This window comes from Streptomyces sp. NPDC018019 (assembly GCF_044327805.1).
Lineage (GTDB): Bacteria > Actinomycetota > Actinomycetes > Streptomycetales > Streptomycetaceae > Streptomyces.
Map to the genome: position 1 here is coordinate 106,832 of NZ_JBIRGD010000027.1, position 22,818 is coordinate 129,649.

The 22,818-nt window shown below is 69.5% G+C and carries 11 protein-coding genes and 3 pseudogenes; 10 read left to right on the plus strand and 4 right to left on the minus strand.

Going from position 1 to position 22,818, the window contains the following annotated elements:
- The first annotated feature begins 362 nt into the window (after window positions 1-362).
- Both ACH4FX_RS34075 and ACH4FX_RS34080 read left to right on the plus strand, forming a co-directional pair.
- Complete coding sequence (locus ACH4FX_RS34075) at window positions 363-1,586, plus strand: glycosyltransferase family 2 protein (protein ID WP_398485316.1); 1,224 nt, start codon at window positions 363-365, stop codon at window positions 1,584-1,586.
- A gap of 122 nt (window positions 1,587-1,708) precedes the next feature.
- Window positions 1,709-1,900, plus strand: coding sequence for a hypothetical protein (locus ACH4FX_RS34080; protein ID WP_398485317.1), 192 nt, complete (start codon window positions 1,709-1,711; stop codon window positions 1,898-1,900).
- Window positions 1,901-2,033: 133 nt separating this feature from the next.
- Here ACH4FX_RS34080 and ACH4FX_RS34085 read toward each other — a convergent pair.
- Both ACH4FX_RS34085 and ACH4FX_RS34090 read right to left on the minus strand, forming a co-directional pair.
- Window positions 2,034-2,264 (minus strand): annotated as a pseudogene (locus ACH4FX_RS34085) (CorA family divalent cation transporter); the annotation flags it as partial.
- A gap of 448 nt (window positions 2,265-2,712) precedes the next feature.
- Complete coding sequence (locus tag ACH4FX_RS34090) at window positions 2,713-3,936, minus strand: hypothetical protein (RefSeq protein WP_398485318.1); 1,224 nt, start codon at window positions 3,934-3,936, stop codon at window positions 2,713-2,715.
- Window positions 3,937-4,320: 384 nt separating this feature from the next.
- Here ACH4FX_RS34090 and ACH4FX_RS34095 point away from each other — a divergent pair, with 384 nt between their 5' ends.
- Complete coding sequence (locus ACH4FX_RS34095; RefSeq protein ID WP_398485319.1) at window positions 4,321-5,337, plus strand: pentapeptide repeat-containing protein; 1,017 nt, start codon at window positions 4,321-4,323, stop codon at window positions 5,335-5,337.
- 615 nt (window positions 5,338-5,952) lie between these two features.
- Window positions 5,953-6,848 (plus strand): annotated as a pseudogene (locus tag ACH4FX_RS34100) (DUF5655 domain-containing protein).
- 196 nt (window positions 6,849-7,044) lie between these two features.
- On the opposite strand, the pseudogene ACH4FX_RS34105 reads toward ACH4FX_RS34100, so the two are convergent.
- A pseudogene (locus tag ACH4FX_RS34105) lies at window positions 7,045-8,245 on the minus strand (IS110 family transposase).
- An 806-nt stretch (window positions 8,246-9,051) separates the two neighbouring features.
- Window positions 9,052-9,768 (minus strand): transposase, encoded by a 717-nt coding sequence (locus ACH4FX_RS34110; RefSeq protein WP_398485320.1) that lies wholly within the window; start codon window positions 9,766-9,768, stop codon window positions 9,052-9,054.
- Between the two features lie 786 nt (window positions 9,769-10,554).
- On the opposite strand from ACH4FX_RS34110, the gene ACH4FX_RS34115 reads away from it, so the two are divergent.
- From ACH4FX_RS34115 to ACH4FX_RS34140, 6 genes are all read left to right on the plus strand, one after another.
- Window positions 10,555-12,297, plus strand: coding sequence for a BTAD domain-containing putative transcriptional regulator (locus ACH4FX_RS34115; protein WP_398485321.1), 1,743 nt, complete (start codon window positions 10,555-10,557; stop codon window positions 12,295-12,297).
- A gap of 223 nt (window positions 12,298-12,520) precedes the next feature.
- The gene (locus ACH4FX_RS34120; protein WP_398485322.1) at window positions 12,521-14,668 is read left to right on the plus strand and encodes a TOMM precursor leader peptide-binding protein; all 2,148 of its coding nucleotides are present in this window, start codon (window positions 12,521-12,523) and stop codon (window positions 14,666-14,668) included.
- Window positions 14,665-16,647 (plus strand): TOMM precursor leader peptide-binding protein, encoded by a 1,983-nt coding sequence (locus tag ACH4FX_RS34125; RefSeq protein WP_398485323.1) that lies wholly within the window; start codon window positions 14,665-14,667, stop codon window positions 16,645-16,647. Before ACH4FX_RS34120 ends, ACH4FX_RS34125 begins: the two co-directional genes overlap by 4 nt.
- A 37-nt stretch (window positions 16,648-16,684) precedes the next feature.
- On the plus strand, window positions 16,685-18,277 hold the full coding sequence (locus ACH4FX_RS34130) for a SagB family peptide dehydrogenase (protein ID WP_398485324.1): 1,593 nt from the start codon (window positions 16,685-16,687) through the stop codon (window positions 18,275-18,277).
- Between the two features lie 13 nt (window positions 18,278-18,290).
- Entirely contained in the window at window positions 18,291-21,041 is a 2,751-nt protein-coding gene (locus ACH4FX_RS34135) for a lantibiotic dehydratase (protein ID WP_398485325.1), read from the plus strand.
- The gene (locus ACH4FX_RS34140) at window positions 21,038-22,126 is read left to right on the plus strand and encodes a lantibiotic dehydratase C-terminal domain-containing protein (protein ID WP_398485326.1); all 1,089 of its coding nucleotides are present in this window, start codon (window positions 21,038-21,040) and stop codon (window positions 22,124-22,126) included. The genes ACH4FX_RS34135 and ACH4FX_RS34140 overlap by 4 nt, the downstream gene beginning before the upstream one ends.
- Window positions 22,127-22,818: the final 692 nt, after the last annotated feature.

Genomic DNA, 22,818 nt, shown 5'->3' on the forward strand with positions numbered 1-22,818 from the left:
CGCGCTTCATCGGAAACCGGGCAGCGCAGAAAGAACCACCTATTCGGACACTTTGCCTTTACCTTGCCGTCAAAGTCGTCGCTCAAGGTTCGATGGTGGGCGGAGATATCATTCTGGACACCTTTTGGTGTGATGTTGACCACCGTTTGACATGTCCGTCGAGGGTCAAATGTCCGACTTGTCCGCCTTAAGGGGGAGAGTGGGGGCCGGTTCCCCGCTTTTGCGGCTCTTTGAGTGGCGTCAGTCACAGTGGAGGCGTCAGGGGGTCCCTTGATCTCCTGGGGTACCTTCTCGTTGCGTCTTCACGCAATCCATACAAAGTACGGTTTCAGTCAGTTTGCCCTTGGGTGGGGGATAAGGACTTGTCCAGCACTATTGCGCGCACAGATCGCCGTGCGCGCCGTCGGGGTCGCGGGCGCGGGCGCGCGCACGACGAAGCATCGCGCGCCTCGCGCAGCCGGCACCGAAGAGGCCGCGTATCCCTCGACGAGTTCGACGGTGCCGCCCTCTACGACACCGTCATCCTCGTACCGGCACGGAACGAGGAAGTCGGCGTCCTCACGTCCCTCGATTCGCTGGCCCGGCAGAGCCGCCGCCCCGACCTCATCATCGTGGTGGTCAACAACTCGACCGACCGCACCGAGGAATTCGCGCGGCGGTTCGCGGACGACGAGAACACCCCGAAGACCGTCGTCCTGACCTTCGCGAACAATCCGCACAAGAAGGCCGGTGCGCTCAACTACGGCCTCAACTGGCTCCGGGAAGCGGTCGGCGGACGGCTGGCCAATACGGTGCGGCACGTCCTCGTCATGGACGCCGACACCGAACTGCACCCGAAGTTCATCGAAAGGGCCCGCAACGTCATCTCGTCCGACCCGGAACTCGGCGGCGTCAGCGCTGCCTGCCTGGGCCGCACCGACCTGTGGCGCAGCCCGTGGCAGCGGTATCTCCTCGGCATGCAGATCATCGAATACGGCCGGGCCGCCAACTCGCGTTACCGGCGCGATGTGCACACCATGTCGGGAGCCGGGTCCTTCTACCGCAGCGAGGCCCTGCAGAGCCTGCTCGACTGGCGCGGACAGGTCTTCTGGGAGGACCACCGGAATCTCGTCGAGGATTACGAGACCACGCTGGCGCTGAAGGAATCCGGCTGGAAGGTGACCGCCAACCAGCTCTGTATCGCGTACACGGACCTCATGCCCACCCTGCGCGAACTCATCCAGCAACGCGAACGCTGGAGCCGCGGCACCGTGGACACGCTGCGCGGCCGTGGCTGGACGAAATTCACCTGGCACTCGATCAGCACCATGGTCCTGGGGCTCATCGGCGCCGCCTACATCCTGGGCTGGGGCTCGACACAGCTCGCGATGGCCGTGAAACACGGCTTCGCCCAGCAACCGCTCTTCTGGGCACTCTTCGGCTTCTGGATCGTCTATCCCGCGCTACGGGTACGGAACCTCGGCTGGAAGGCGATGCTCGTCGAGGGCCTGCTGATACCGGAACTGGTGTACACCGTGGTGCGGACCTACTGGCTGGTGTCATCCATCGTGAAGTCCTACGTGACACGCGTGTCCGCCTGGAAATGAACCGGCGCCGGGTGAACGGACCGGTGCCTGGAGACCGGCCGGTGCCCGGCGGCGCATCGGCACATGGAGAACAGCTGACGTCCGGCGGTGGACCGGCGCGTGGAAGTGAAACGAGGAAAGCAGTGAATTCCCTCAAGGGCCTGGGGACTTTCGCGGTGATCGCGGTCGTCGCCTTCGCCGTGACCAAGGTGGCGGTAACGGACATCGACCGGCTGCTGCTCGGCATCAGTATTGCGGCCGTCGTCATATCCCTGGCCGGCTACATGGCCTCCCTCAAGCGCCGCCGGCGGGACCGGCGCCTCGCCGGCGACTGAACCGGCGGGAACCGGGTGAATCGATCGGAACCGGGTGCCGTGCGGGTACGGAACGCACGCCCGGAAACCCCGCCGTGCCCGTCCGTCGGACCGCGCCCCCGGCCCGCGGCACGCATGCCCCGGCCCCGGCCGCTCAGAGCCAGTCCCGCCGCTTGAAGATGGCGTACAAACCGGTACACACAAGTGCCATCAGCACGATGGCGAACGGGTAGCCGAACACCCAGTGCAACTCCGGCATGTGCTCGAAGTTCATGCCGTAGATGGTGCCGACCAGGGTGGGGGCGAAGAGGATGGCGGCCCAGGAGGAGATTTTCTTGAAGTTGTTTACCTGGTGGGGCTGACCAGCGCATATGAGGCTGTACCCGTCCCTGACCTGGGCGGACGAGTCTTTGAGCGTCTTTCAGGTTCGCGCTGCGTTGCGCGGTCGATTCTCCCCACACGCTCCCCAGGAATGCCCGCGCGGCCGCCTGTGGTGGCATGGGAGGGCAGTCCATTGAAGGCACTGCGTCGGGCACGCTGCGTAACTGCCTGCGGGGCAGTGTGCGACCTGGGGTCGAGCGGATGAACATTTACGCCCCCTCATGGCTCGCCTTCGAAACCCGCGCTTTTTGGAGCCGACCTCTATCCGGTGACGGATCCCGTGAAGTGTGTCGCGATCCCTGAACCGGGTCTCCCGCACCACGGCGCATCGGCCGTGGACATCACGGCCGATGCGCCACTTCCGCTCGCGCGGGGACACCCCCCACCCGAACCGGGCAGGGGGCTCTGGCGCCAGGCGACGCAGCGAGGGGCGGTCAGCAGTGCCCGATAGATCACGCCTCATGCTGCCTGCGGCACGAGAAGTGCTCGGGCAGCCCTTCGGGTCCTGGAAGGCTTGCGGGCTTACCGCAGCCGAAGCGGCAGAGCGGGATCGCGTGACCCGTCGTGTCGACCGGAACCCCGGCCGCCTCGGTTTCCCGGGGTCGGGACTCAAGGACGATCGCGCGGCTGCCGCGTCTCTGCTTCGGTTCGGCCCGCGCCTCCGAAGCCGGACGGTCCTCGGTGCACCTGTCGCGCCGGTCCCCCTGTCGTACGGATGACTGGTGCTCCTTGTCGTCCAGGGCAGGCCCGTTCGCCTCGAGGTACTGCTGCCACTGCTGTGCGGGGAGCCAACCGTGGTGGCCGCCCCGCTGGAACGGGACCCGCTCACCGGCCGCAGCTTCCACGATGAACCGGGTGAGGGACAGGCTGCCTTCCCCTGTGAAGGTGCTCGACTGATGGGCGGGCACGAGGACGCGGTGCCAGCCGAAGCAGTACCCGGCGTCAGCGGGGTTCTCCGGGTCATAGGGCTTCTCCGGGCACCGGGTGAGCGCGCCGCTTGGGCTGCACTTTCCTTCCTCCAGGACGAAGTTGTCGTCCTGGACCGCGATGGGGTTCTTCTGCACGCGGATGACGGAGGCCGGCAGGTTGGGCGTGCGGACGTAAGGGACGGTGCCGATGCCTGCGTGGTCGGGGTCGGCGAAGTCCCAGACCGACTGAATTCCGCCGCGTCGCCGGAACCCCTCCCGTGCCCGCATTCCGCGGGCTGTCTGAGCGCTCAGCTGAGGCTCGTAACCCAGGACAATGCCGTTAGCGCCGTTGATGCGTACATCGAGGCGCGCGTGCCCGTCGGCGGTCTGTGACTCGATGTCGGCGTGGAAGCCGTGATCCTCGGAGTCCTTCGCGACGCGTTCCTTGCGGGCGAGATGCTCGTCGGACTCGTGGCTGATGGGCTTCTCCCCGGGTTTCCGGTAGTGGGAGGCAAGCCATACGCCGTCACGATGGACGAGGTACATGGGGACGCGCCGGCCGCGGAGGTCCCGGCAGTCGGGGCAGATGAGGCCGCGCTTTTCGACGGGGACACGTCCTCGCATGCGCACGAGCACGTTCAGAAGGTCTTGGCCTTGCGGGACGCCGAGGTCGGGGCGGTCCAGGTCGAGGTTGCGGCCGGCCGGTTCATAGTAGACGGGGTTCCGGAAAAGGTCTTCGTCGCCGTCGATCTGAAGGTCGTCGTCCATCGGAGCTCCCCGCAGCCGCCACGAGTAGGACTCACAACGCTACGGGGAGGGTCTGACAATCGGGGCTGAACTGCGGAAACAGGGCACTCTGAGAGACACAGGGAGCAGGGGGCTGCAGCAAGTCAGGTCCGCACAGCTCGCAGCGCTTCGCCGCGATGAACCGGCTGTTCGTTGGCGGACGGACACGCGTACAGGTCAGCGGCGATGAACCGGTGGGGATAGGCATCATCCGTTCGCGAGGGGGCGAAGCTAGACGGAGCCTCGACGATGACCGTGCCCTAGCGCGCCGTGATCAGCGGAGAGCCCAAAGTCCTTGCTTGTGCCGGGACCGGTGCGGTGAGATGCCCCATGCGTAAGCAACGAGAACTTGTGATTCTGGGTGGAGTGACGATAGTCCTGGCCGCCCTCGGGGCAGTGCTGCTGGTATGGCGGGGACCCTGGTGGTTTGACGGTAAGTTCGTCAGTGACAAGGAACTGCGCACAGGTTCCTCTGCACTAGTCACTGGCTTCCGAACATCGGTTGTGCACCTTTTCGCTGTATTCGGCGCTGGAATTGCCCTGCTGTTCACTGCGTTCAACTACCGTCTCACTCAGCGCGGCCAGGTCACGGATCGCTTCACCAAAGCCCTGGAACGCATCGGTTCGCCGGAGATGTATGTACGCATCGGAGGACTCCTCGCTCTAGAGCAGATCGTCCAAGACGCACCGGGTCAGGCCGACCATGCAACGCAAGTGCTGAAAGCCTTCGTACGTGATCGGGCCTCCCGGGGCTCCGCTCGGCGCCCCGAGGTTTCGCGGTCAGCACGCATCGCCGCGGCACGTCGGGCCGCTCGCAACGGAGGGGGCGCGAGCTCTGTCGCCTCCGCAAGTAAGAGGCCCGACGCGGATGTGCAGCAGGCAGTGACCGCGCTTGTCGGGCCACCGGCCTACGGACATCCCGACGATGACATCTGGGATTGGGATGGCGGCGGGGACCACGTAGAGGGCAGGGCAATTGATTTGAGTGACCTAGACCTTGCCGGAGTCAACTTTCACCGCTCGGATCTCTGTGGGGTCCGGTTCGACGGTGCCGATCTGAGCCAGGCCAGCATGACCCGTTCCTACCTGCAAGGAGCCAGCATGGAGGGGGTGAACTTGACAGGAGCGCTCATGTATCGGGCCAACCTCAACAGGGCTCGGCTGAAGAACGCAGATCTCACCGATGCATACATAGATGGTGCGGACCTTCGAAATGCATATGGGCTGACAGTGGAGCAGGTGCTAGTGGCAGAGGTGACGAGTCGGACATCACTACCAAGCCGGATTGCTCAGGACCCCCGCGTGCTTGCACGTACCGCGGAAGTCGAGAAGAGAATCGATGAAGAATTAAATAGCAATCTAGAGAAGTTCGAACCGCAATAGAGCCGGGGCTCGTTGGAATAGCCACGGTCTAACTTCACTCAACTCCCCTCCCGTCTCTGCTGGTTGCGGTACGCGCTGCGCTCCGACGCCTCCGCCCGGCGATGCCCTTCGCGGCCGTGATCGTCCGCGTACGCGCCTCCGAGCTGGTCGATGGAGTCTTGGGTCGGGAGGTCGTCAGGGCGCGCTGAACGGGCAGCGCGGTAACGGGAGTTGGATAGTTCGCCGTGCGCGGACCGTGCCGACCAGCCCACCGATCGACCGGCCGCGCCGCGGCTACACGAAGAGCCACGTCACCCGGGTGGGAGCGGGTTTCTCTCGGCACTGCTCTACGAGCCGCGGCAGGGCGTCGCACGCGGTAGTAGAGCAGGTGCTTAGAAGGCACTCGATCCATCATCCTGTGCAAGGCGTCTGACCTGCAAAAACGTGGTCCGCTCATACTGCCCCTCGGGGCGTGGGGACACATGGGAGAACTGCAGGCTCCTGGCGGCTGGGGGATACGGGGGTTCCAAGTGGCCGCGTTCAAGTTCTCACATCATCTTCACCGCTTGGCGGGCGTTTGTGGAAACAATCTCGGCCCTTGTGGCTGTTGCAGGTCCCGGAGCCGAAGAGAGGAAGGTGTCGGGGCTGAAGCTGTTCCACACGACGAACGGTGGCCTGAGCGAGGTGACGCCGCGTCTTGCTCAGGTCGAGGCGGATGTGCAGCACCTCATCGAGGCGCACATGGAGACGATGCTGGGTGTGCGGTTTCTGGCGAGCGAGTACAGCACCGGGCCGGTGCACGGCGGGCGGATCGATTCGCTGGGCCTGGACGAGAACGACGCGCCGGTGGTCGTCGAGTACAAGCGCGGCACGGATGCGGGCGTGATCAACCAGGGCCTGTTCTACCTGGCGTGGCTGATGGACCACCGGGCCGAGTTCGGTCACCTGGTCCGCGAGCGCCTGGGGGCGGCAGCCGCATCCCGGGTGAGGTGGAGCGCGCTGCGGCTGATCTGCGTGGCGGGCGACTTCACCCGCTACGACGTGCACGCCGTGCGTGAGCACCGGCGCAGCATCGACCTGGTCCGCTACCGCTTCCACGGTGAGCGGCTCGTCGGTCTGGAGACGGTGGCCTCCGTCACGGGGCAGGCCGCGACGGCCAGGGCAGTCCGTCGCCGGCGCGCGGCCGAGGTGGCGTACGCGAGCCCGAGGCAGGGCGCGATGGCGGAGCTGGCCGCCGCGGTCGATGACACGCTGCTCGGTCTGGGGGAGAGGACATCACCAAGGTTGAGAACCGGACCTACCGGGCCTACCAGCGGCTGCGGAACTTCTCCTGCGTGTGTCCGCCGCAGAGGAGCAAGCTGCTCGTCTATCTCAAGGCCGACCCCAAGGAGACTGGCCTGGTCCCCGGCTTCACCCGGGACGTGACGGGGCTGGGCCACCACGGCACCGGTGACCTGGAGGTCCAGTTGCGCACAGAGCGGGACCTGGGGCGGGCTCAGGACCTGTTCCGTCTCAGCTACGCCGCGGCGTAGCGGGCCCGCTGCCGACGGCCAGCCCGGCGCTCGTGGACGGGGTGGGGTTGTGCGTGGGGCAGTGGCGCTGCCTTTCGACGGGTGCTGGTGGAAGTGGCGGTGGTCTCTTAGCTTCGCTTTTATCCCTGCCGGTAAAGGGTCGCTGGTCATGCGGTGGTCTTGACTGCTGGATGGCGGGGGGCCTCTATGCCTTTCGTCAAGAGAGGTGTGGGGTTCGAGGTTCGTAGAAGGTGCCGTTGCGGAGCATCGCGAAGAGCACGTTGATGCGTTGTCGGGCCAGGCGGAGAAGCGCCTGGGTGTGGGTCTTTCCTCGGGCTCGGCACTTGTCGTAGTAGGTGCGGGAGGCGGCAACGTGTAGGGCGGCGAACGCGGACAGGCACATCGCGCGTTTCAGGGCGCGGTTGCCGCCGCGTGGTGCGTGTTCGCCATGGATCGAGGTTCCGGAGGACTTCGTGGTCGGGGCGAGGCCGGCGTAGGAGGCCAGGTGGGCGGCGTGGGGAAGCGGGTGCCGTCGCCGATGGTGACCGGCAAGGTGGCGGCGGTCCTGACGCCGGCGCCGGGCAGCGACGTCAGGACCTTCGAAAGAGGGTGGGCCTTCAGCAGGGTGCTGATCTGGTCTTCCGTCGCCCGTCGCTGTTCGTGGACGGCACCGAGCGAGCGGGCCAGGGAGGGGATGACGATGTCGAGGGTGCCGGTGCCCGGGACGACGACGGTCTGCTCGTCGGGGGCCTCGAAGATGTCGTCGATCAGCCGCTCGGCCAGGCGAGGGGCCTTGGGCCGCACCAGTTCGACGAGCCTGCGGCGTCCGGCTTTCCGCAGGGCGGCCGGGGAGCCGTAGCGTTCGAGCAGCCAGGTGACGGCCTGATGGTCGAGTCGGGGGCCCAGGATGCGCTCCAGGCTGGGGTGGAACTGGGTGAGCAGGCCGCGGATGCGGTTGCTGGTGCGGATGGCCTCGGCCGCCAGGTCCTGGTCGAAGCCGACGAGCACGGTCAGTTCGGCGGTGATCTCGTCGGTGAGTTCCAGCGAGCGCAGGGTGTGCGGCATCGTGCGGGCCGCGTCGGCGATGACCGCGGTGTCCTTGGCGTCGGTCTTCGCCTCGCCGGGATAGAGATCGGCGATCCGTCGCATGGCGAGTTTGGGCAGGTAGGCGACCTTGCAGCCCGCGTCGCGGGCGAGCGTCAAGGGCAGGGCTCCGATGGAGGCGGGCTGGTCCACGATCACCAGTACGGTGGCGAACTTGGTCTTCAGTTTGGTGAAGCCCCCCGCAGCTTTGGTTCGGTGTTGGGCAGCTGCTTGTCGAAGACTTTTTTGCCGGCCGGGGTCAGCCCGTGGCCATGGTGGGCACTCTTGCCGACGTCCAGACCGAGGAAGACGCCCACGTTGTCGATGTCGTCCAACCCATCCTCCCGAACGGGGTTCGTGCGGGGCTGGCCAGGGCTTCGGCGTCGTATGCGCGCATCCGCGTTATGCAGACCTGCCGCCCGCAAGCGGCCGGGCATTGCGCTCGGCCAGGCGGTAGTCGGGCCTCTCATCAGCGTCTCCAACGGCGCCTCCCGGGCCCGGTGGCACCACCCCCCCCAGGTCATGCCTTCGACAGGGGGACCCAGCCATGCCGGGCCCGGAGGCCAGCGGTCCCATTGCGGAACCGCGAAGAAGATAACGGGGTGCCTCGGTAGGTGCCTTGAGGGCGCCCGGGTGAGCGACCGCAGGGTTTCGGCGGGCCGGTGGGGGAGCCCGCTGCTGCTTGAAGCGAGCGAAATTGCCGCCGGGCCTGGTTGGGCGTCAGCCGCTCCGGTGGCAGTGGTTTCTCCCAGGGAAGCCGGTGATCGGCCGCCAGGGGCCGCGCGAGGCGGAGTTGGGTGTATGCAGCGAGAATCAGCCAGGTCCAGCGGTCCGCCTGGCCGGGGGCGCGAGGGCGAGGCAGAATCCAGTTCAGCGTCTGCCGGGCGAAGCGGAAGGTGTGCTCGATGTCGAAGCGTCGTGTGTAGGCCCGCCAGAGCAGGTCGGGATCGCGAGTGTGGCCGGGCGGCCCTGTCCACCACAGCCACAGGGGCTTCGGAGCTCGGCTGCGGCCGGGTAGCCGGTCCACGCAAAGCCGGACCAGGGTGCCCGGGATAACCGGGCGGGGGCCGCGACTGCCGTGTCCGTCGTGCTGCTGGGTCTTGGCGTGCAGGCGGTGCCACAGTTGCACGGTTCCTGCGCCTTACTGTTCGTCCGCACACGTGTGCACGGCGTCCGGCGTCGGCCAGGTGGTGGGATTCGCGCAGGCGAACTTCGCGCCATGCCAGCGGAGGCGTACCACGCCGGGCCGGTGGCGCGGCGACGGGGCGCCGTAGAAGGACCGGTCACAGCGGACCCTGATGAGGAGCTGGGCCGGGGCTCCGGCAAGGCCGAGGGCCAGGCGCACGGAGTCGTAGTCGCCGTCGAAGACGAACAGCGGGGTGCGCGAGCCGAGTTCGGGGCGCCGCTGCAACAGCCCGCGGATCTGGACGGCAGCGACGGCACTGGGGTGCTCGCCCGGAACCAGCCGCCGGGCGTCCACCGGCGCGGTCCACGAGTTGGCGGCGAGTTCCAGGGCGGCCAGCCAGCAGTAGGCCCAGCCGGCCACGATCGGCTGCCCCGCCGAGTGCTTGGAGGGGTGGTAGTAGTAGCCGCGGCCGGGCGAGCACTCGGCGTCACTGCGGGCCCACACGCTCCCATCCAACGCGAACACCGGGTGTGTGACACCGGGCAGCGATCCTGCGAGCAGGCCACGTGCTGCTTCGGCGTCCACGCGGCCTTGGGCCAGGGCCGCGTACGTGCTGCCATGGCCCCGCCGGTGCAGCCCGTCCAACGACAGATACGGCAGCGAGATGACCGGGCCGGTCGCCAGCAGAGCGTCGGTCAGCTCGAACAACGCGTCCGCCGTCGGGCCAGACACGCGTGCCACCCTGGCGGAAGCACCATGAGCTGATGCGCTTCTGGTGGGCCGAGCCAGCCCCGAGCACACTGACAGCGACGGCCATCGCGCCCTCCCCGGTCTTCACCTACCTGGAGAGTTCCGCGATGGCCGTTCCACGTCTCCGCCCGTGCGCCGCCAACCGCGGACGATCATGGAGCAGGGATAAAAGCGAAGCTTAGAGGCGGCTGACCAGCAAAATCCACTTCGCCTGGGACGGGCGTCGGTCGCCCGCTCGCCTTCATCCTCACGGGCAGGTACACCAACGGCTGCACCCAGTTCACCACGATCACGGAGGCGCTACGGGTGCCGCGCCTGGGCCCGGGACGGCCCCGGATGCGGCCCTCGCATGTCCTGGGCGACAAGGGCCCCAGCTCGAAGGCGACCGTGCCTTGCTCCGTCGGCGCGGCATCAGCCGCAGCCTTCCCGAGCGAGCCGATCAGGTCCGGGGAAGTAACGGGGGCCGACGCCGTCAGGGCCCGCAGTGAGTCCACAGTACGGTTCGTGACCTTGCCGATGGTGATGGTGAGTTTCAGCGTTCCGGTTCCACCGGTACTGTTTTCGTGTACACATACAAGAGCCCCCCCCCGATGAACTTATGGTCCGTTCTCGCCTATTATCCTCACGAGACGAGACAGTTCTATTCGAACCGGCGGCTCTTTGGGTCCGGCACCGACCATGCCGAGCGGAATCTTTCAGTTTCAATTACCTACCGTCAGGCTCAAGCTCGCGCGGCGTTTACGGCGCGCGACGGGGGATTGGGATGTGATGCGGCACCTCTTCGGGGTCCTCGGACCCTTGCGGATCAGCCATGCCGACGAGGCGGTCGTCCTGCCGTCGTCCAAACCGACCATGCTGCTCGGCGCCCTGTTGCTGCATGCCAACACCGGGGTATCGCAGGAATACCTGCGCCGGGTCCTGTGGGGCGGCGAACCGCCGGCGGCCGGCGCCTCGGCCATCCACGCGACTATGCTGCGGCTGCGCAAGCTGCTGGAGAAGTACGGGCTGAACAGTGCTGGTGGCAGCGGGATAGAGACCGTTCCAGGCGGTTACCGGATCCTCGCGGACGCGGACACGCTGGACCTGCTCGCCTTCCGGGACATGGTGCGCAGAGCCGGGGAGTGCGACTCCGTCGATGCCGAGCTGGGCCTGCTGCGCCGGGCCTTGGGCTACTGGCGGGGCGTCCCCGTGGCAAATGTCAACTCGCCCGTACTGCGCACCTCGGCCGTGGCCGCGTTGATCGAGGAGCGGATCAACACGCTGACGCGTTGTCATGAGATCGAACTCGCTCGCGGAAACTGTTCGGCCATCGTCCCGCAGCTGCGTGCATTGACCGCGGAGTATGCAGGCGATGAAAGGCTGGCCGCGCAACTTATGGAGGCGCTCTATCGGTCGGGGCGGCAGAGCGAGGCCCTATCCGAGTACCAGTCGGTAAGGCAGTACCTTCGGGAAAATTTTGGTATTGACCCGGGTCTCGAATTGCAAAGAATGCATCTAGCCATCGTCAAGGGCGAGGGTTTGGGGACCGTTCCGGGGCCCGCAACGGAGCGAGAAAGGGCGGCGCCGGCGGGCGCCGCACCGGGCCGGTCGTCGGCGCCACCGCCCGCCGAACCCGCCGATTTCTGCGGCCGGGTCGCGGAACTGACCGAACTGACCGGGCTGCTGGCCAAGGATCAGGCCCGGCGGACCGTGATCGTCTCCGGGCTCCCGGGCGTCGGCAAGACCGCGCTCGTCCTGCGCCTCGCCCGCCGGCTCAGCGCGGACTTCCCCGGCGGCTGGCACTTCCTGGACGCCGCCGACGCCGCCGGCGTCGGGGTCCCCGCCATGCCGGAACGTTCCCTCGTCGTCCTCGACGGAGTGACCTCCAGCGCGCAGGTGCTGCCCGTCCTGGACGCGGTGACCGGCCACAGCGTCCTGGTGACCAGCCGCCACAGCCTCGCCGACCTGGCAGTCAGCCGAGGCGCCAGCGTGTTCCGGCTGCGGCCCTGGCTGCGTTCGGAGTCGCTGGAGTTCCTGGCCACGACGCTCGGCGAGCGGGTGACAACGGCCGACCCGGAGGCCGCTGACGAACTGGCCGCCCTGTGCGGAGACCACCCCATCGCGCTGCGCCTGGTCGCCACCCGGATGCTGCTGCGCCCCAGCCAGGACATCGCCGCCGCTCTCGAACGAGCCCGGTCCTCGTCCCTGGCCGATCTGACGGTGGGCGGTCCGCAGGGAACCTCGGCCGCCCGCGCCTTCGACGACTACCTCGCCACGCTCCCGTCCGACGCCGTACCCGCCCTGCGACGGCTGGCCGAGGCGCCGCGGGACTGCCTCACCTTCGCCGAGTGCGCGGACCTGCTCGGCGGAACCGAGAGTGAACTGCACCTGCTGCTCGACCAGTTGATCGAGGCCAGCGCCCTGGACTACTGGCCGGGCGGGGGATATCGCCTGCACGGCCTGCTGCGCAGCCACCTGCGCGGCGCCCTGCGATCACAGGACCAAGCGGCCGCCACGGCCCCCGCGCGCTAGCGCTCCGCCCGGCCGCGGCACCCTCGCACACCACCTTCCAGCACGTCACACCGACGTCATCACGTCACCCCAGCCCATCCACGCCACCGGTCGTCGTACCGACGCGGTCGCGTGCCCGTGGAGCGGCTTCCCACCCCAGAAGGGACTGACAGACATCGTGTCCACACCAGCAACGCCACCGGTGATTCCGTTCGCAGGCGCCCGCGTGCGGATCAAGCGCGACGTGTTGTTCACCGAAACCAACGACGGCGTGCTCTTCCACAACGCACACGGCGGCTTCCAGTTGGCCGGGCGGTCCGCCTACCGGTTCGCCTCGCTGATCGTCCCCTACCTCAACGGCGACTACACGGTGCGCGAGCTGTGCGGGATGCTCCCGCCCCAGCAGCAGCAGATGGTCAGCAGCCTGGTGCGGATGCTGATGGAACGCGGGCTGGCCCGCGACGTCCCCGCCCCCGGCGAAGCCGGCGCCCCCCTTGAGACCGCCGTCGCCGAGCGGTTCGAGGCGCAGATCAACTACATCGACCACTTCGAGGACCGTGCCGCGGCACGCTTCCACGACTTCCGCTCCGCGCGGCTCGCCGTTCTCGGTGACGACGCGGTGGCCGGCTGGTGCGCGCTCGCCGCCCTGCGCAACGGCATCGCGTCGGTGGGCTTCGCCGGCCCGGCGGACGCCTTTGCACAAGCCGCCAAGGAGGCCGCCGAGCTGGCCGAGACCGGAACCCCGGCGAGTGTCACCCAGGTCGCCGAGTACGACCGGCTGCTGGACTGGCCCGAGCTGGACGGCTTCGACCTGGTCGTGTGCACCGGCCGACAGGCGCCTGCCCAGGTGATGCGGCTGCTGACGCAGGGCGTCCCCGAGGGGAAGCGACTGCTCCCGCTGACCCAGTACGGCCACCGGGTCGTCGTCGGCCCGCTGGCCAGGTCGGGCGGTGACGGCGCCTGCTGGTCCTGCGCCATGCTGCGGCTCGGTTTCAACGGGGACCCCGGCGCCGCCGCCGACGTCTGGCGCGCGGTGGCCGTCGGCGGCGGGCAGGACGGCCTCCGGCCGGGCCGCCATCTGTCGGCGATCCTCGGCAACCTGCTCGGCTACGAGGCCTTCCGCGAGTTCACCGGCGTCCTGCCGCCCGAGACCGAGAACTCCGTCATCGTCCAGGAGATCGACTCCTTCGACACCGCAGTCGCCCAGGTCATCAGGCATCCGCTGTGCACGCTGTGCGCGGACGACACCCCCGCACCGGCGGCGCTGGACTGGCAGCGGGTGAAGCTCACCGCCCCCGTCGAGTCGTCGGTACGCGGCGCCACGGACGACGGCACGGACCCGGCGGTGGAGGCGCTCGACGAGCTGACCGCCCAGCTGGTCGGCGCCACGACCGGCGTCTTCCGGGAGTTCGACGACGAGTGGCCCACCCAGCTGCCGCTGAAGGTCAGCCGGCTGCGGTTCGGCACCGGCACCGGCAGCCGCCAGGTGGTGACCGCCTTCGATCTGCACCATGTCGCGGGCGCCCGGATGCGCGCGCTGCGCCGGGCCGCCGCCGACTACCTCGACCTGGTGACGCTCCCGTACCGCGTTCCTGCGGCGGACCGCCAGGGCGTCCCGCGGATCGAGCCCGCGGCGCTCACCACCTTCACCGGCATCGCCCAGAGCGGGCCCACTCCCGACGAGTGGTGCCCGGCGGTCTCCCTCGTCGACGGCACCGGGGTGCTCGTCCCGGCCGGCGCCGTCCGCCCCCGGGCGATGCGCCTGAACCCGGCCCGTGCCTTCGACCCCACCCCTGCCGGGCTCGGCGTCGGTGTCTCGCCCGGCGAGGCCGCCCACGAGGGATTGTTCTCCGTGCTCGCCCACAACACGATGCAGGCGGCCGTCCGGTCCGGGACACCGGCATCGCCGATCGACCCGCAGAGCCTGGCGGGCGACGACGAGCTGACCTTCCTGCTGCGCAGCGCCGACAACCTCGGCGTCGGCGTCGAACTGCTGCGCCTGGACAGCGGCACACCGGCGACCGTCCTGCTCGCCCGTGCCCGGCAGACCGACGGAGTGCCCCGCTGGGCGGTCGGCGCGGACCTCTCGCCCGCGCGGGCCGCGAAGAGCGCGCTGCGCGATCTGCTCGGACAGTGCCAGATCCTCGCGGAGCGGCCCGAGGAGGAGACGGCACTGGGCCGGAGCCTCGTCGCGTCCTTCGACCCGTACACCCTGCACGCAGGCGAGGCCGTGTCGCTGGGCGAGGACGCGGTGGCGGACACTGGTGCGGTGCTCGACGCGCTGCGTGAGCGCGGTGTGGAGGTGTATGTCGTCGGTGACGGCTCCGTCGACCTGCGACAGGCGGGTCTGCACGCGGCGCGTGTGCTGTTCGCCGTTACGGAGCGGCCATGACGGGCACGCTCACCGTGCGTGAGGCCGGCGCGCGGACCGAACCGGCCTGGGAGGAGCTGTACACTGCGCTCGCCCCGGTGCTCGCCGGTCGCGGTCTGCGCGTCGACATCGCCTCACTGGGCGTACGAGACGAACTGAGCGTCTCCGCAGAGAGGTTGACCGACGGCCTCGCCACCGTTGACGGCGAGACCTGCCCGGACGGTTCCACGGTGTCACTGCGGTTCTACGGGCACCTCGCGGTGCTCGGCCCCGTGCGGCCCTCCGGTGCTGCACGACCGTGCGGCCAGTGCCTGAACCGGCGCTGGCAGGTGGTGCGCAGCAAGGAGCTGCGGGACGCGCTCGAACTAGGCGGGCGCACCTGCGCCCTGGACGGCACGCCGTACCTGACGCCGTTCGCCGTCGAGGCCCTCGGCCGGCTCCTGGCGTGGCTGGCCGAGTCGCCCGGCCTGCGGGACCCCTACGGCGCCGTCGGCTCGGCCACCGTGGTGCTCCTCGACCTGCGTTCGCTGCGCTCGCGGGCGTTCCGGCTCACCTCGGACCCGGAGTGCCCGGTGTGCGCCGAGGTCACCGTCGATGACGAACGGCACGCGGACTGGGAGCTGCCCCGCTCGGCCGCCCCGGCCGGCGGCGACTTCCGGCTGCGTTCGCTGGACGACCTTCAGCTGGACGAGGAGGCGCTGGCCAACCCCGTGTGCGGGGTGTTGGGTCCGGGGGTGGTGCGCGAGTACGACTCGCCGACCACGGCATCGACGTACGGGCGGATGGATCTGCGTTCCGGGACCTATTTGCACGAGACGTTCTGGGGCGGCCACACGCTCAGCTACCGCGACAGCGCGCGGGTGGGCCTGCTGGAGGGGCTGGAGCGGTACGCCGGCATGCGGTCACGGGCCCGGGTGACGGGCACCAAGGCGAGCCTGCGCGAGCTGCGCGAGTCCGGTCGGCGGGCGCTGGATCCTCGGGACTGCGGGGTGTACTCGGAGGAGTTCTACGCCCGCGACCCACGTCGGGTGGCGCCCTTCACCGAGGACCGGACACTCCCCTGGGTGTGGGGCCGCTCCCTGCGCGACGGTGCGCCGGTGCTCGTACCGGAGCTGCTGACCTACTACCACTCGGTGCCGCTCGCCGAACGCTTCGTTCAGGAGTGTTCCAACGGCTGCGCCTCGGGCAGCACGCTCACCGAGGCCGTCCACTTCGGCCTGATGGAGCTGATCGAACGTGACGCGTTCCTGCTCGCCTGGTACGGCGGGTTGGCGCTGCCCGAGATCGACGGCGGGACGAGCCGCTCGGCGGCCACCCGGGCGCTCATCGACCGGCTCGCTCTCCACGGCTACCGGGCCCGATTCTTCGACGCCCGGGTGAGCTTCGGTGTGCCCGTCGTCATCGCGGTGGCCGAGCGGGTCGACGGCGGCCCGGGGACGCTGGCGTTTGGCGCCGGCGCCTCCCCGGACCCGGAGCAGGCGCTGCGGGCCGCACTGGTGGAGATCGCCACCGACGCCCCGCACCTGCCGCGCCGCGTCGCCTGGAACCTGGACCGGCTGGCGCCCATGGTGGACGACTTCGACCGGGTGCTCGGCCTGCATGACCATCCGTTGCTCTACGGCCTGCCCGGGATGCGGCGGCACGCGGAGTTCCTGCTGGCGGACCGGGGCCGGCGCTCGCTCGCCGAGACCTACACCGACCTGGACGAACGGCTGCGCCCGGCCGGTGATCTGCGTGCCGTCGTCGACGCCTGTGTGGCGATGCTCGCCGGGGCCGGGTTCGACGTCATCGCCGTCGACCAGAGCCTCGCCCTGCAACGGGAGTCGGGCCTGAGCACAGCCGGGGTGATCGTGCCCGGCCTGCTGCCCATCGACTTCGGCTGGTCCCGGCAGCGTGCGCTCGGCATGCGCCGGCTGCGCACGGCGCTCCGGCTCGCCGGACTCACCGACCGGGACCTGACCGAGGCGGACCTCAACCGCGCCCCGCACCCATTCCCCTGAACCCGCTGAACGCGCCTGATCTGCAAAGGACTTCGCGATGGCTTTCGCGCATGAGTACCTCGACGCCGTGCTGCACCGCGGCCGCGACGGCATGCCGCCGCGCAACTTCCAGCCCAACTGGGCCGACGCCCCCCGGCAGACCAAGCTCTACCGGGGCCTGGACACGATCGAACTGCCCGCGACCGTGGACGGCGACGCCTCGCTGCGGACCGCCTTCACGGCCGGGGGCGGCACTGGTACGGCGGGCTTCACCATGGAGTCGCTGTCCGGGATGTTGCTGGAGTCGTACGGCCGTCTCGCCCGCCGCATCGAGATCAACGCCAACGACGACCTGGACAAGGTGCAGTCGTACCGCTCAGCGAAGTTCGCGCGGGGCACCGCCTCCGGCGGAGGCCTCTACCCGGTGAGCATCTACTGGGTGGCCGGCCCCAGCGCCCCCGTAGCGCCCGGTGTTTACTACTACAACTCGCCGCAGCACGGCATCCAGCGGCTGCTCAGCGGCGACGTCAGCGGGCAGGTCGCCGCCGCACTGGAGACCGCCGGCTCCGACGCCGTCACCACCGACCAGTTCCTGCTGCTGGGCCTGAAGTTCTGGCAGAACGCCTTCAAGTACAACAGCTTCAGCTACCACGCCACCACGATGGACATCGGCACCGTCATACAGACCTGGCGGCTGTGGGCCGGGGCGCGGAACCTGGAGGTCCGGCCGGCGTTCTGGTTCGACGAGACACGTCTGGGCGAGCTGATCGGATCCGACCCGGACGACGAGGGGGTCTTCGCGGTCATACCGATCGCCTGGGACGGCGCGAGCCACGGGGCCGCCTCCTCCCCGGTCCGCTCTTCGGTCCGGCACACTGACGAGGAGCGCTCCCGTACCGTGCTGCGGTTCGAACTGCTCCAGGCCATCCACGCCGACACCCGCACCGACGCCGACCAGCGGCCCGGTCCCGGTGCCCTCGCCCCGGCGACGGCGCTGCCGGCCGGCGACGGGCAGCGGCTGCCGCTCGGCCCGGCGGACTTCGGCCCGGCCGGCGTATCCGAGGCACTGCACGGCCGACGCAGCAGTTTCGGCGAGTTCTCGGCGCTGCGGCGCCTCACGCGGGCCGAGCTGAGCACCGTCCTGGCCGCCGCCGAGACCGGCGCCGCCCTGCCGTGCGACCTGTCCGGAGCCGACGGGCAGGGGCTCGGCCTGGTGAAGTTCCACGTGTTCGTCAACCACGTCGAGGGCGTCGAGCCAGGGATCTACGAATACGTGCCGGACACAGACGAACTGGTCCTGGTGAAGGCCGGGTCCTACGGCACCTTCCTGCAGCGCAACTACTTCCTGAACAACTACAACCTGGAGCAGGCCGGGGCCGTCGTGGTGCCGGTGGTGCGCGGCAACGAGGTCATCGACGCTGTCGGACCCCGCGGCTACCGCCTGGTCAACGCCCTGGTGGGATCCGTCGCACAGGCCGTGTACACGGCGAGCAGCGGGATCGGCGTGGGCTGCGGTGCCGCGCTCGGCTTCGACAACATCTCGTACATGGAGGAGCTCGGCTTGGAGGGCTCCGACGAGCAGCCGCTGCTGATCCTGATGGTCGGGCACGAGCGCGGCCGGTTCGCCGGCTGCCGGTTCGAGAACAGCTGAGGCGGCGCATACGATGACTGCTGATCTGCATGCCGGGCCCATGGCCCAGGCCGGCCCCGCCGAGGGCAGCACGCTCGGCCCGCGCTTCATGGCGCGGATCGGCGGCCTTCCCTACGACGCCGTCGCCGGGCTGCGCCAGCCGCGCTCGGCGGCCTGGGCCGGACAGGTCCTCGACCTGCAGGACCGCCTGCGCGCCGAAGGGGCGCAGCTGAGTGACGCGCTGCACGCGCTGGTCGGCGCCACCGAGGACGAACACTTCCGGTGGCAGCTGCTCAACACCCGCCGCAAGGTGTTCACGGGCGTGCTGCCGCGCGACGGCGAGGATGTGGCCGACCGGGTCGGCGGCGAGCTGGGCACCGACCTGCGCCGCTGGCTGCGCCTCCACCAAGAACTGCGTGAGCTGCTCGCCGAGCCGGTCGTGGACGAGGAACTCACCTCGGCCCGGGCCCACCTGGTCGAACTGGCCGGGCAGCCGCGGCTGCGTCAGGGCCTGCTGCTGGCCTCCGCCGTCCTGGACGAACAGCTCGGTTCCTATCTGACGGCCGGGTCCGGCCCGCTCAACAAGAAGCAGCGACGCATCGAACGCTCGCTGCTGGAGTACGTCTACCGCAGCGCCTGCAAGACCAGCCCGTTCAGCGCGTTCACCGGCATCGCCGTCGGCGAGTTCCGCAGCGGCGGCCCGCGGGGTTTCGCGCTCGCGCCCGACGAGCGATGGACCGACCACACCCAGCTCAACATCACCGTCCTCGACCGGCTCGGTGAACTGGTCACGGCCGACGAGCGGCTGCGGGGCGACCTGCCGGTCACCCTGGTCAGCGGCTGGACCAGCGACACCGACCGGATCCGTTACGTGCGGCGCACGGTCACCGCAGGGGACGACAGCGTCACCGCGAGCTTCGACGCTGTCAGCGAGACCATGTTCTTCCTGCGGCACACCGGCGGGCTCGACGTGCTGATCGCACTGTTCGCCGACGGCACTCCGCTGCGCTACCGGGAGCTGCTGGCCCGCTTCGCCGAGCGCCTCAGCGCCCCCGCCGAGGACTGCGAGCGCTTCCTGGCCACCCTGCTGCGGCTCGGCCTGCTCTCGGTGCCCGCGCTCGCCGTCGACCTGCACAGCCCGGACCCGGTGCTGGCCTTCGCCGACTCGGTCCGCGGTATCGGCGCCCCCTGGGCCGCACGGCTCGCGGACGGGCTTGCCCAGGTCAGCGATCTGGTCCGCGCGTACCGCGGCGCGGACCTCGGCGAGCGGCGCCGGCTGATCGCCGAGGTCCGCCGTACGCTCGGGGTGCTCCACGCAGACCTGGGGGCCGGTCACGCCACGTTGCCGCCGGCCCTGGTGTACGAGGACACCCGGGCCGCGGCTGCAGTGATGCCGCTGGACAGGGCGGAGTTCGAGCAGCGCGTCGGTGGATCGCTGGCCTCCCTGTCACGGATCATGCCCGCGTTCGACCTGGCCCTGCCACACCGGCTCACCCTGCGTGGTTTCTTCCTGACCCGCTACGGCCGTGGCGGCACCTGCTCCGATCTGCTCGACCTGGTCAGCGACTTCCAGGAGGACATCTACGACCACTACCTGCGGGTGTCGGCGTCCCGGGTCCCGTTCGCCGCGGACGGCTCCTACGTACCGGCGGACAACTGGCTGGAGCAACCGGAGATCACCGCTGTCGACGCGGCCCGCCAGCTGTTCGCCGAGCGCATGTGTGCGGTGTGGGAGCAGCAGGGCGACGACCGCGCGGAGATCGTGCTCGACGACTCCTTCGTCGACGCGGTCGCTGACCAGCTGCGTGCGCTGGCGCCCGATTTCCGGCCCGAGGCCCACTTCCTGCAGCTGTCCGGGGCCGAGGACGGTCCGGCCGCTGTGCTCAACCGGTCCTGGGGCGGGTTGTCGTTCCCGTTCTCCCGGTTCACCCATGGCTTCGCCGACCTCGATCTGGCCGGGCGCCTGCGCGACTGGCAGCGCACGGCCTGCCCACGGGACGCGGTTTTCGCGGAGGTCACCGGCGGTACCGCCCGGTCCAACCTGAACCTGCACGCGCGGCTGACCGACTACGAGATCGTCTGCCCGGGCGAGCACAGCACCGCGCCTGCCGAGGCCCGCATCCCGCTGGACGATCTGGTCCTCTCCCACGACCCGGACTCCGACCGGCTTGTGCTGCGCTCGCGCTCCCTCGGCCGCGAGGTGATCCCGGTCTACCTCGGCTATCTGGTGCCCGCGGCGCTGCCCGAGGTGGCCCGCACGCTGCTGCTGCTCTCGCCGTCCGCGATGGTCACCATCGACCCGTGGGGCGGCGTCCCCCAGGGCCCGCGCACCGACGACGGTGTGAGCACCCGGCCCCGGGTGCGCCACGGCTCGCTCATCCTCAGCAGGCGCAGCTGGTCGGTACCCGTCACCGCCCTGCCGGTGCGCCGCCGGCCCAGTGAGGGTTGCGGAGAGTGGTTCGTACGCTGGCAGCGGTGGCGGCGCCGGCACGGCATGGACGCCCAGGTGTTCGTCACCCTGCGGCTGCGCGCACCGGAGGGCGAGGACGTGGCCGTGCCCCGCCGGCAGAAACCCCACTACCTGGACTTCGACAGTGTGCTGTCCCTTCAGCTCTTCGAGCATCTGCTGACCGACGAGGTGGCCTCGGTGACCGTCACCGAGATGTTCCCGGACGCTTCCGGCCTGCACACCACCTCGCAGGCCGGATCGCACATCACGGAGATCGTGATGGAGACCTTCACCACCCCGCCCGCGCGGCGGCCGTACCCCAGCGAGGAACGATGACGGCATATCCAGCGCTCCCGCCCGTCGAGGGGCTGCCGGCCACGGACGAGAGGTGGCTCGCGGTGTACGTCTTCTACACCGGCAACCCGCGTCCCCTGCTGACCACCTGCGTCAAGCCGCTCTTCGCCGAGCTGCGGACAGCCGGCCTGGTCGAGGAGTACTTCTTTCTCAACTACTGGCTGGAGGGCCCGCACGTGCGGGTTCGCTTCCGCCTCGCCGACCAGGCCGACCAGGCCACCCGCGAGGAGGTCGTCTCCCGGGCCGAGGAAGCCATCGCCGCTTTCCTGCGCCGCCGTCCCTCCCTGTACGAGGTGAAGTCGGACTTCTACGTCGGCCTCTACAACACCCTTTTCGACCTCGAGTTCACGCCCGAGCAGCGCACGCAGTACCTCGGCGAGGACGGCCGGATGCGCCTGCGGAAGAACAACTCCTTCCACTGGGCGCCGTACGAGCCGGAGTACGACAAGTACGGCGGCGGCGTCGGCGTCCGGACCGCCGAGTGGCACTTCACGCACTCCACCGACTTGGTGCTCGAAGCCATGAGTGTGATGAACCTGCATATGCGCAGCGTCCTGCTCGGATACGCCGGTCAGCTGATGATGGTGATGTGCTCGGTGTTCCTCGACGACGACGCCGAGACCGTCCGGTTCCTGGAGCGGTACCGGGATTTCTGGCGCAGCTCCTTCGAGAGCACCGACCTGGTCTCCGGCTCGGACTTCGACCGGGGCTACCCGGCCATGGCCGCCGCGGTGGCGCAGCGGTACGCCGTCATCAGCTCCGCCGTGCGCTCCGGCGAGGGCGAAGGGCTGCCCGGTTCGCTCGGCACCTGGGCCCGGCACTGTGCCGAGCTCCGGGACCGGATCGCCGTCCACGCGCGCGCCGGTGAGCTGATCTTCCCGTCCTGGGACCGCACCCGGCGGGTCACCGTCACCGACCCGGCCGAGGCGCTGGAGCGGCTGCTGCCGGCGTATCTGCACATGACGAACAACCGGCTGCACATCACGCTGACCGACGAGGCGTACCTCGGCCATGTACTGTCCCGCGCCATCGCGGAGACCGCCACGGCGGCGGAAGGCGCGGTGTGATGTCCGCCCCAGCTCTGCTGGACGCCAGTCCGCGCCGCGCGCCTGAGCTGGCCCTCGGGCCCGCCGTGCTGCGCGGCCCGCGCACGGTCCACCTGGTCAAGGACCGCAGGACCGGCCGGTTCTTCGAGGTCGGGACCAAGGAGCACTTCGTCATCGAGCGCCTCGACGGCAGCCGTACGCTGCGCGACATCGGCGCCGAGTACGCCGCCGCGTACGGGCGGGCCCTGGACGAGAAGGCCTGGTCGGCGATCCTGGGCACACTGTGGCGCCGCTCCTTCCTCGACGCCCCGGGCGCGCCCGTGCCAGCACCTGCCGCACCCGGACCGCTCACCGAGAAGTCCTGGCTGACCGGCTCGCTGGACTGGGGCGACCCGCAGCCCATGCTGGAACGCCTCTACCGCCATATCCGCTGGGCGTTCACCACACCCGTGACGGTGGTGACGCTGCTGCTGTGTGCGGGGATGCTGGCCCGCCTCGCGGCCGGTGCGCCGGGGCTGGTCCGAGACCTGCCGGTGCTGTACCGGCATCCGGAACTGGCCGTCCTCGCCGGGTCCCTGCTATGGGCATCATCCGCACTGCACGAGGTGGGGCACGGCCTGTGGTGCCACCACTACGGCGGCCGGGCCACCTCCATCGGCATGCGCTGGCGGCTGCCGCTGGTGATGTTCTACTGCGAGGCCGACGATGTCCTG

Excerpts from the sequence above, each read along its gene's own strand:
- ACH4FX_RS34125 (WP_398485323.1), top strand. The coding sequence starts at position 14,665 with ATGACGGGCACGCTCACCGTGCGTGAGGCCGGCGCGCGGACCGAACCG.
- ACH4FX_RS34135 (WP_398485325.1), top strand. The coding sequence starts at position 18,291 with ATGACTGCTGATCTGCATGCCGGGCCCATGGCCCAGGCCGGCCCCGCC.
- ACH4FX_RS34140 (WP_398485326.1), top strand. The coding sequence starts at position 21,038 with ATGACGGCATATCCAGCGCTCCCGCCCGTCGAGGGGCTGCCGGCCACG.
- ACH4FX_RS34130 (WP_398485324.1), top strand. The coding sequence starts at position 16,685 with ATGGCTTTCGCGCATGAGTACCTCGACGCCGTGCTGCACCGCGGCCGC.
- ACH4FX_RS34115 (WP_398485321.1), top strand. The coding sequence starts at position 10,555 with ATGCGGCACCTCTTCGGGGTCCTCGGACCCTTGCGGATCAGCCATGCC.
- ACH4FX_RS34090 (WP_398485318.1), bottom strand. The coding sequence starts at position 3,936 with ATGGACGACGACCTTCAGATCGACGGCGACGAAGACCTTTTCCGGAAC.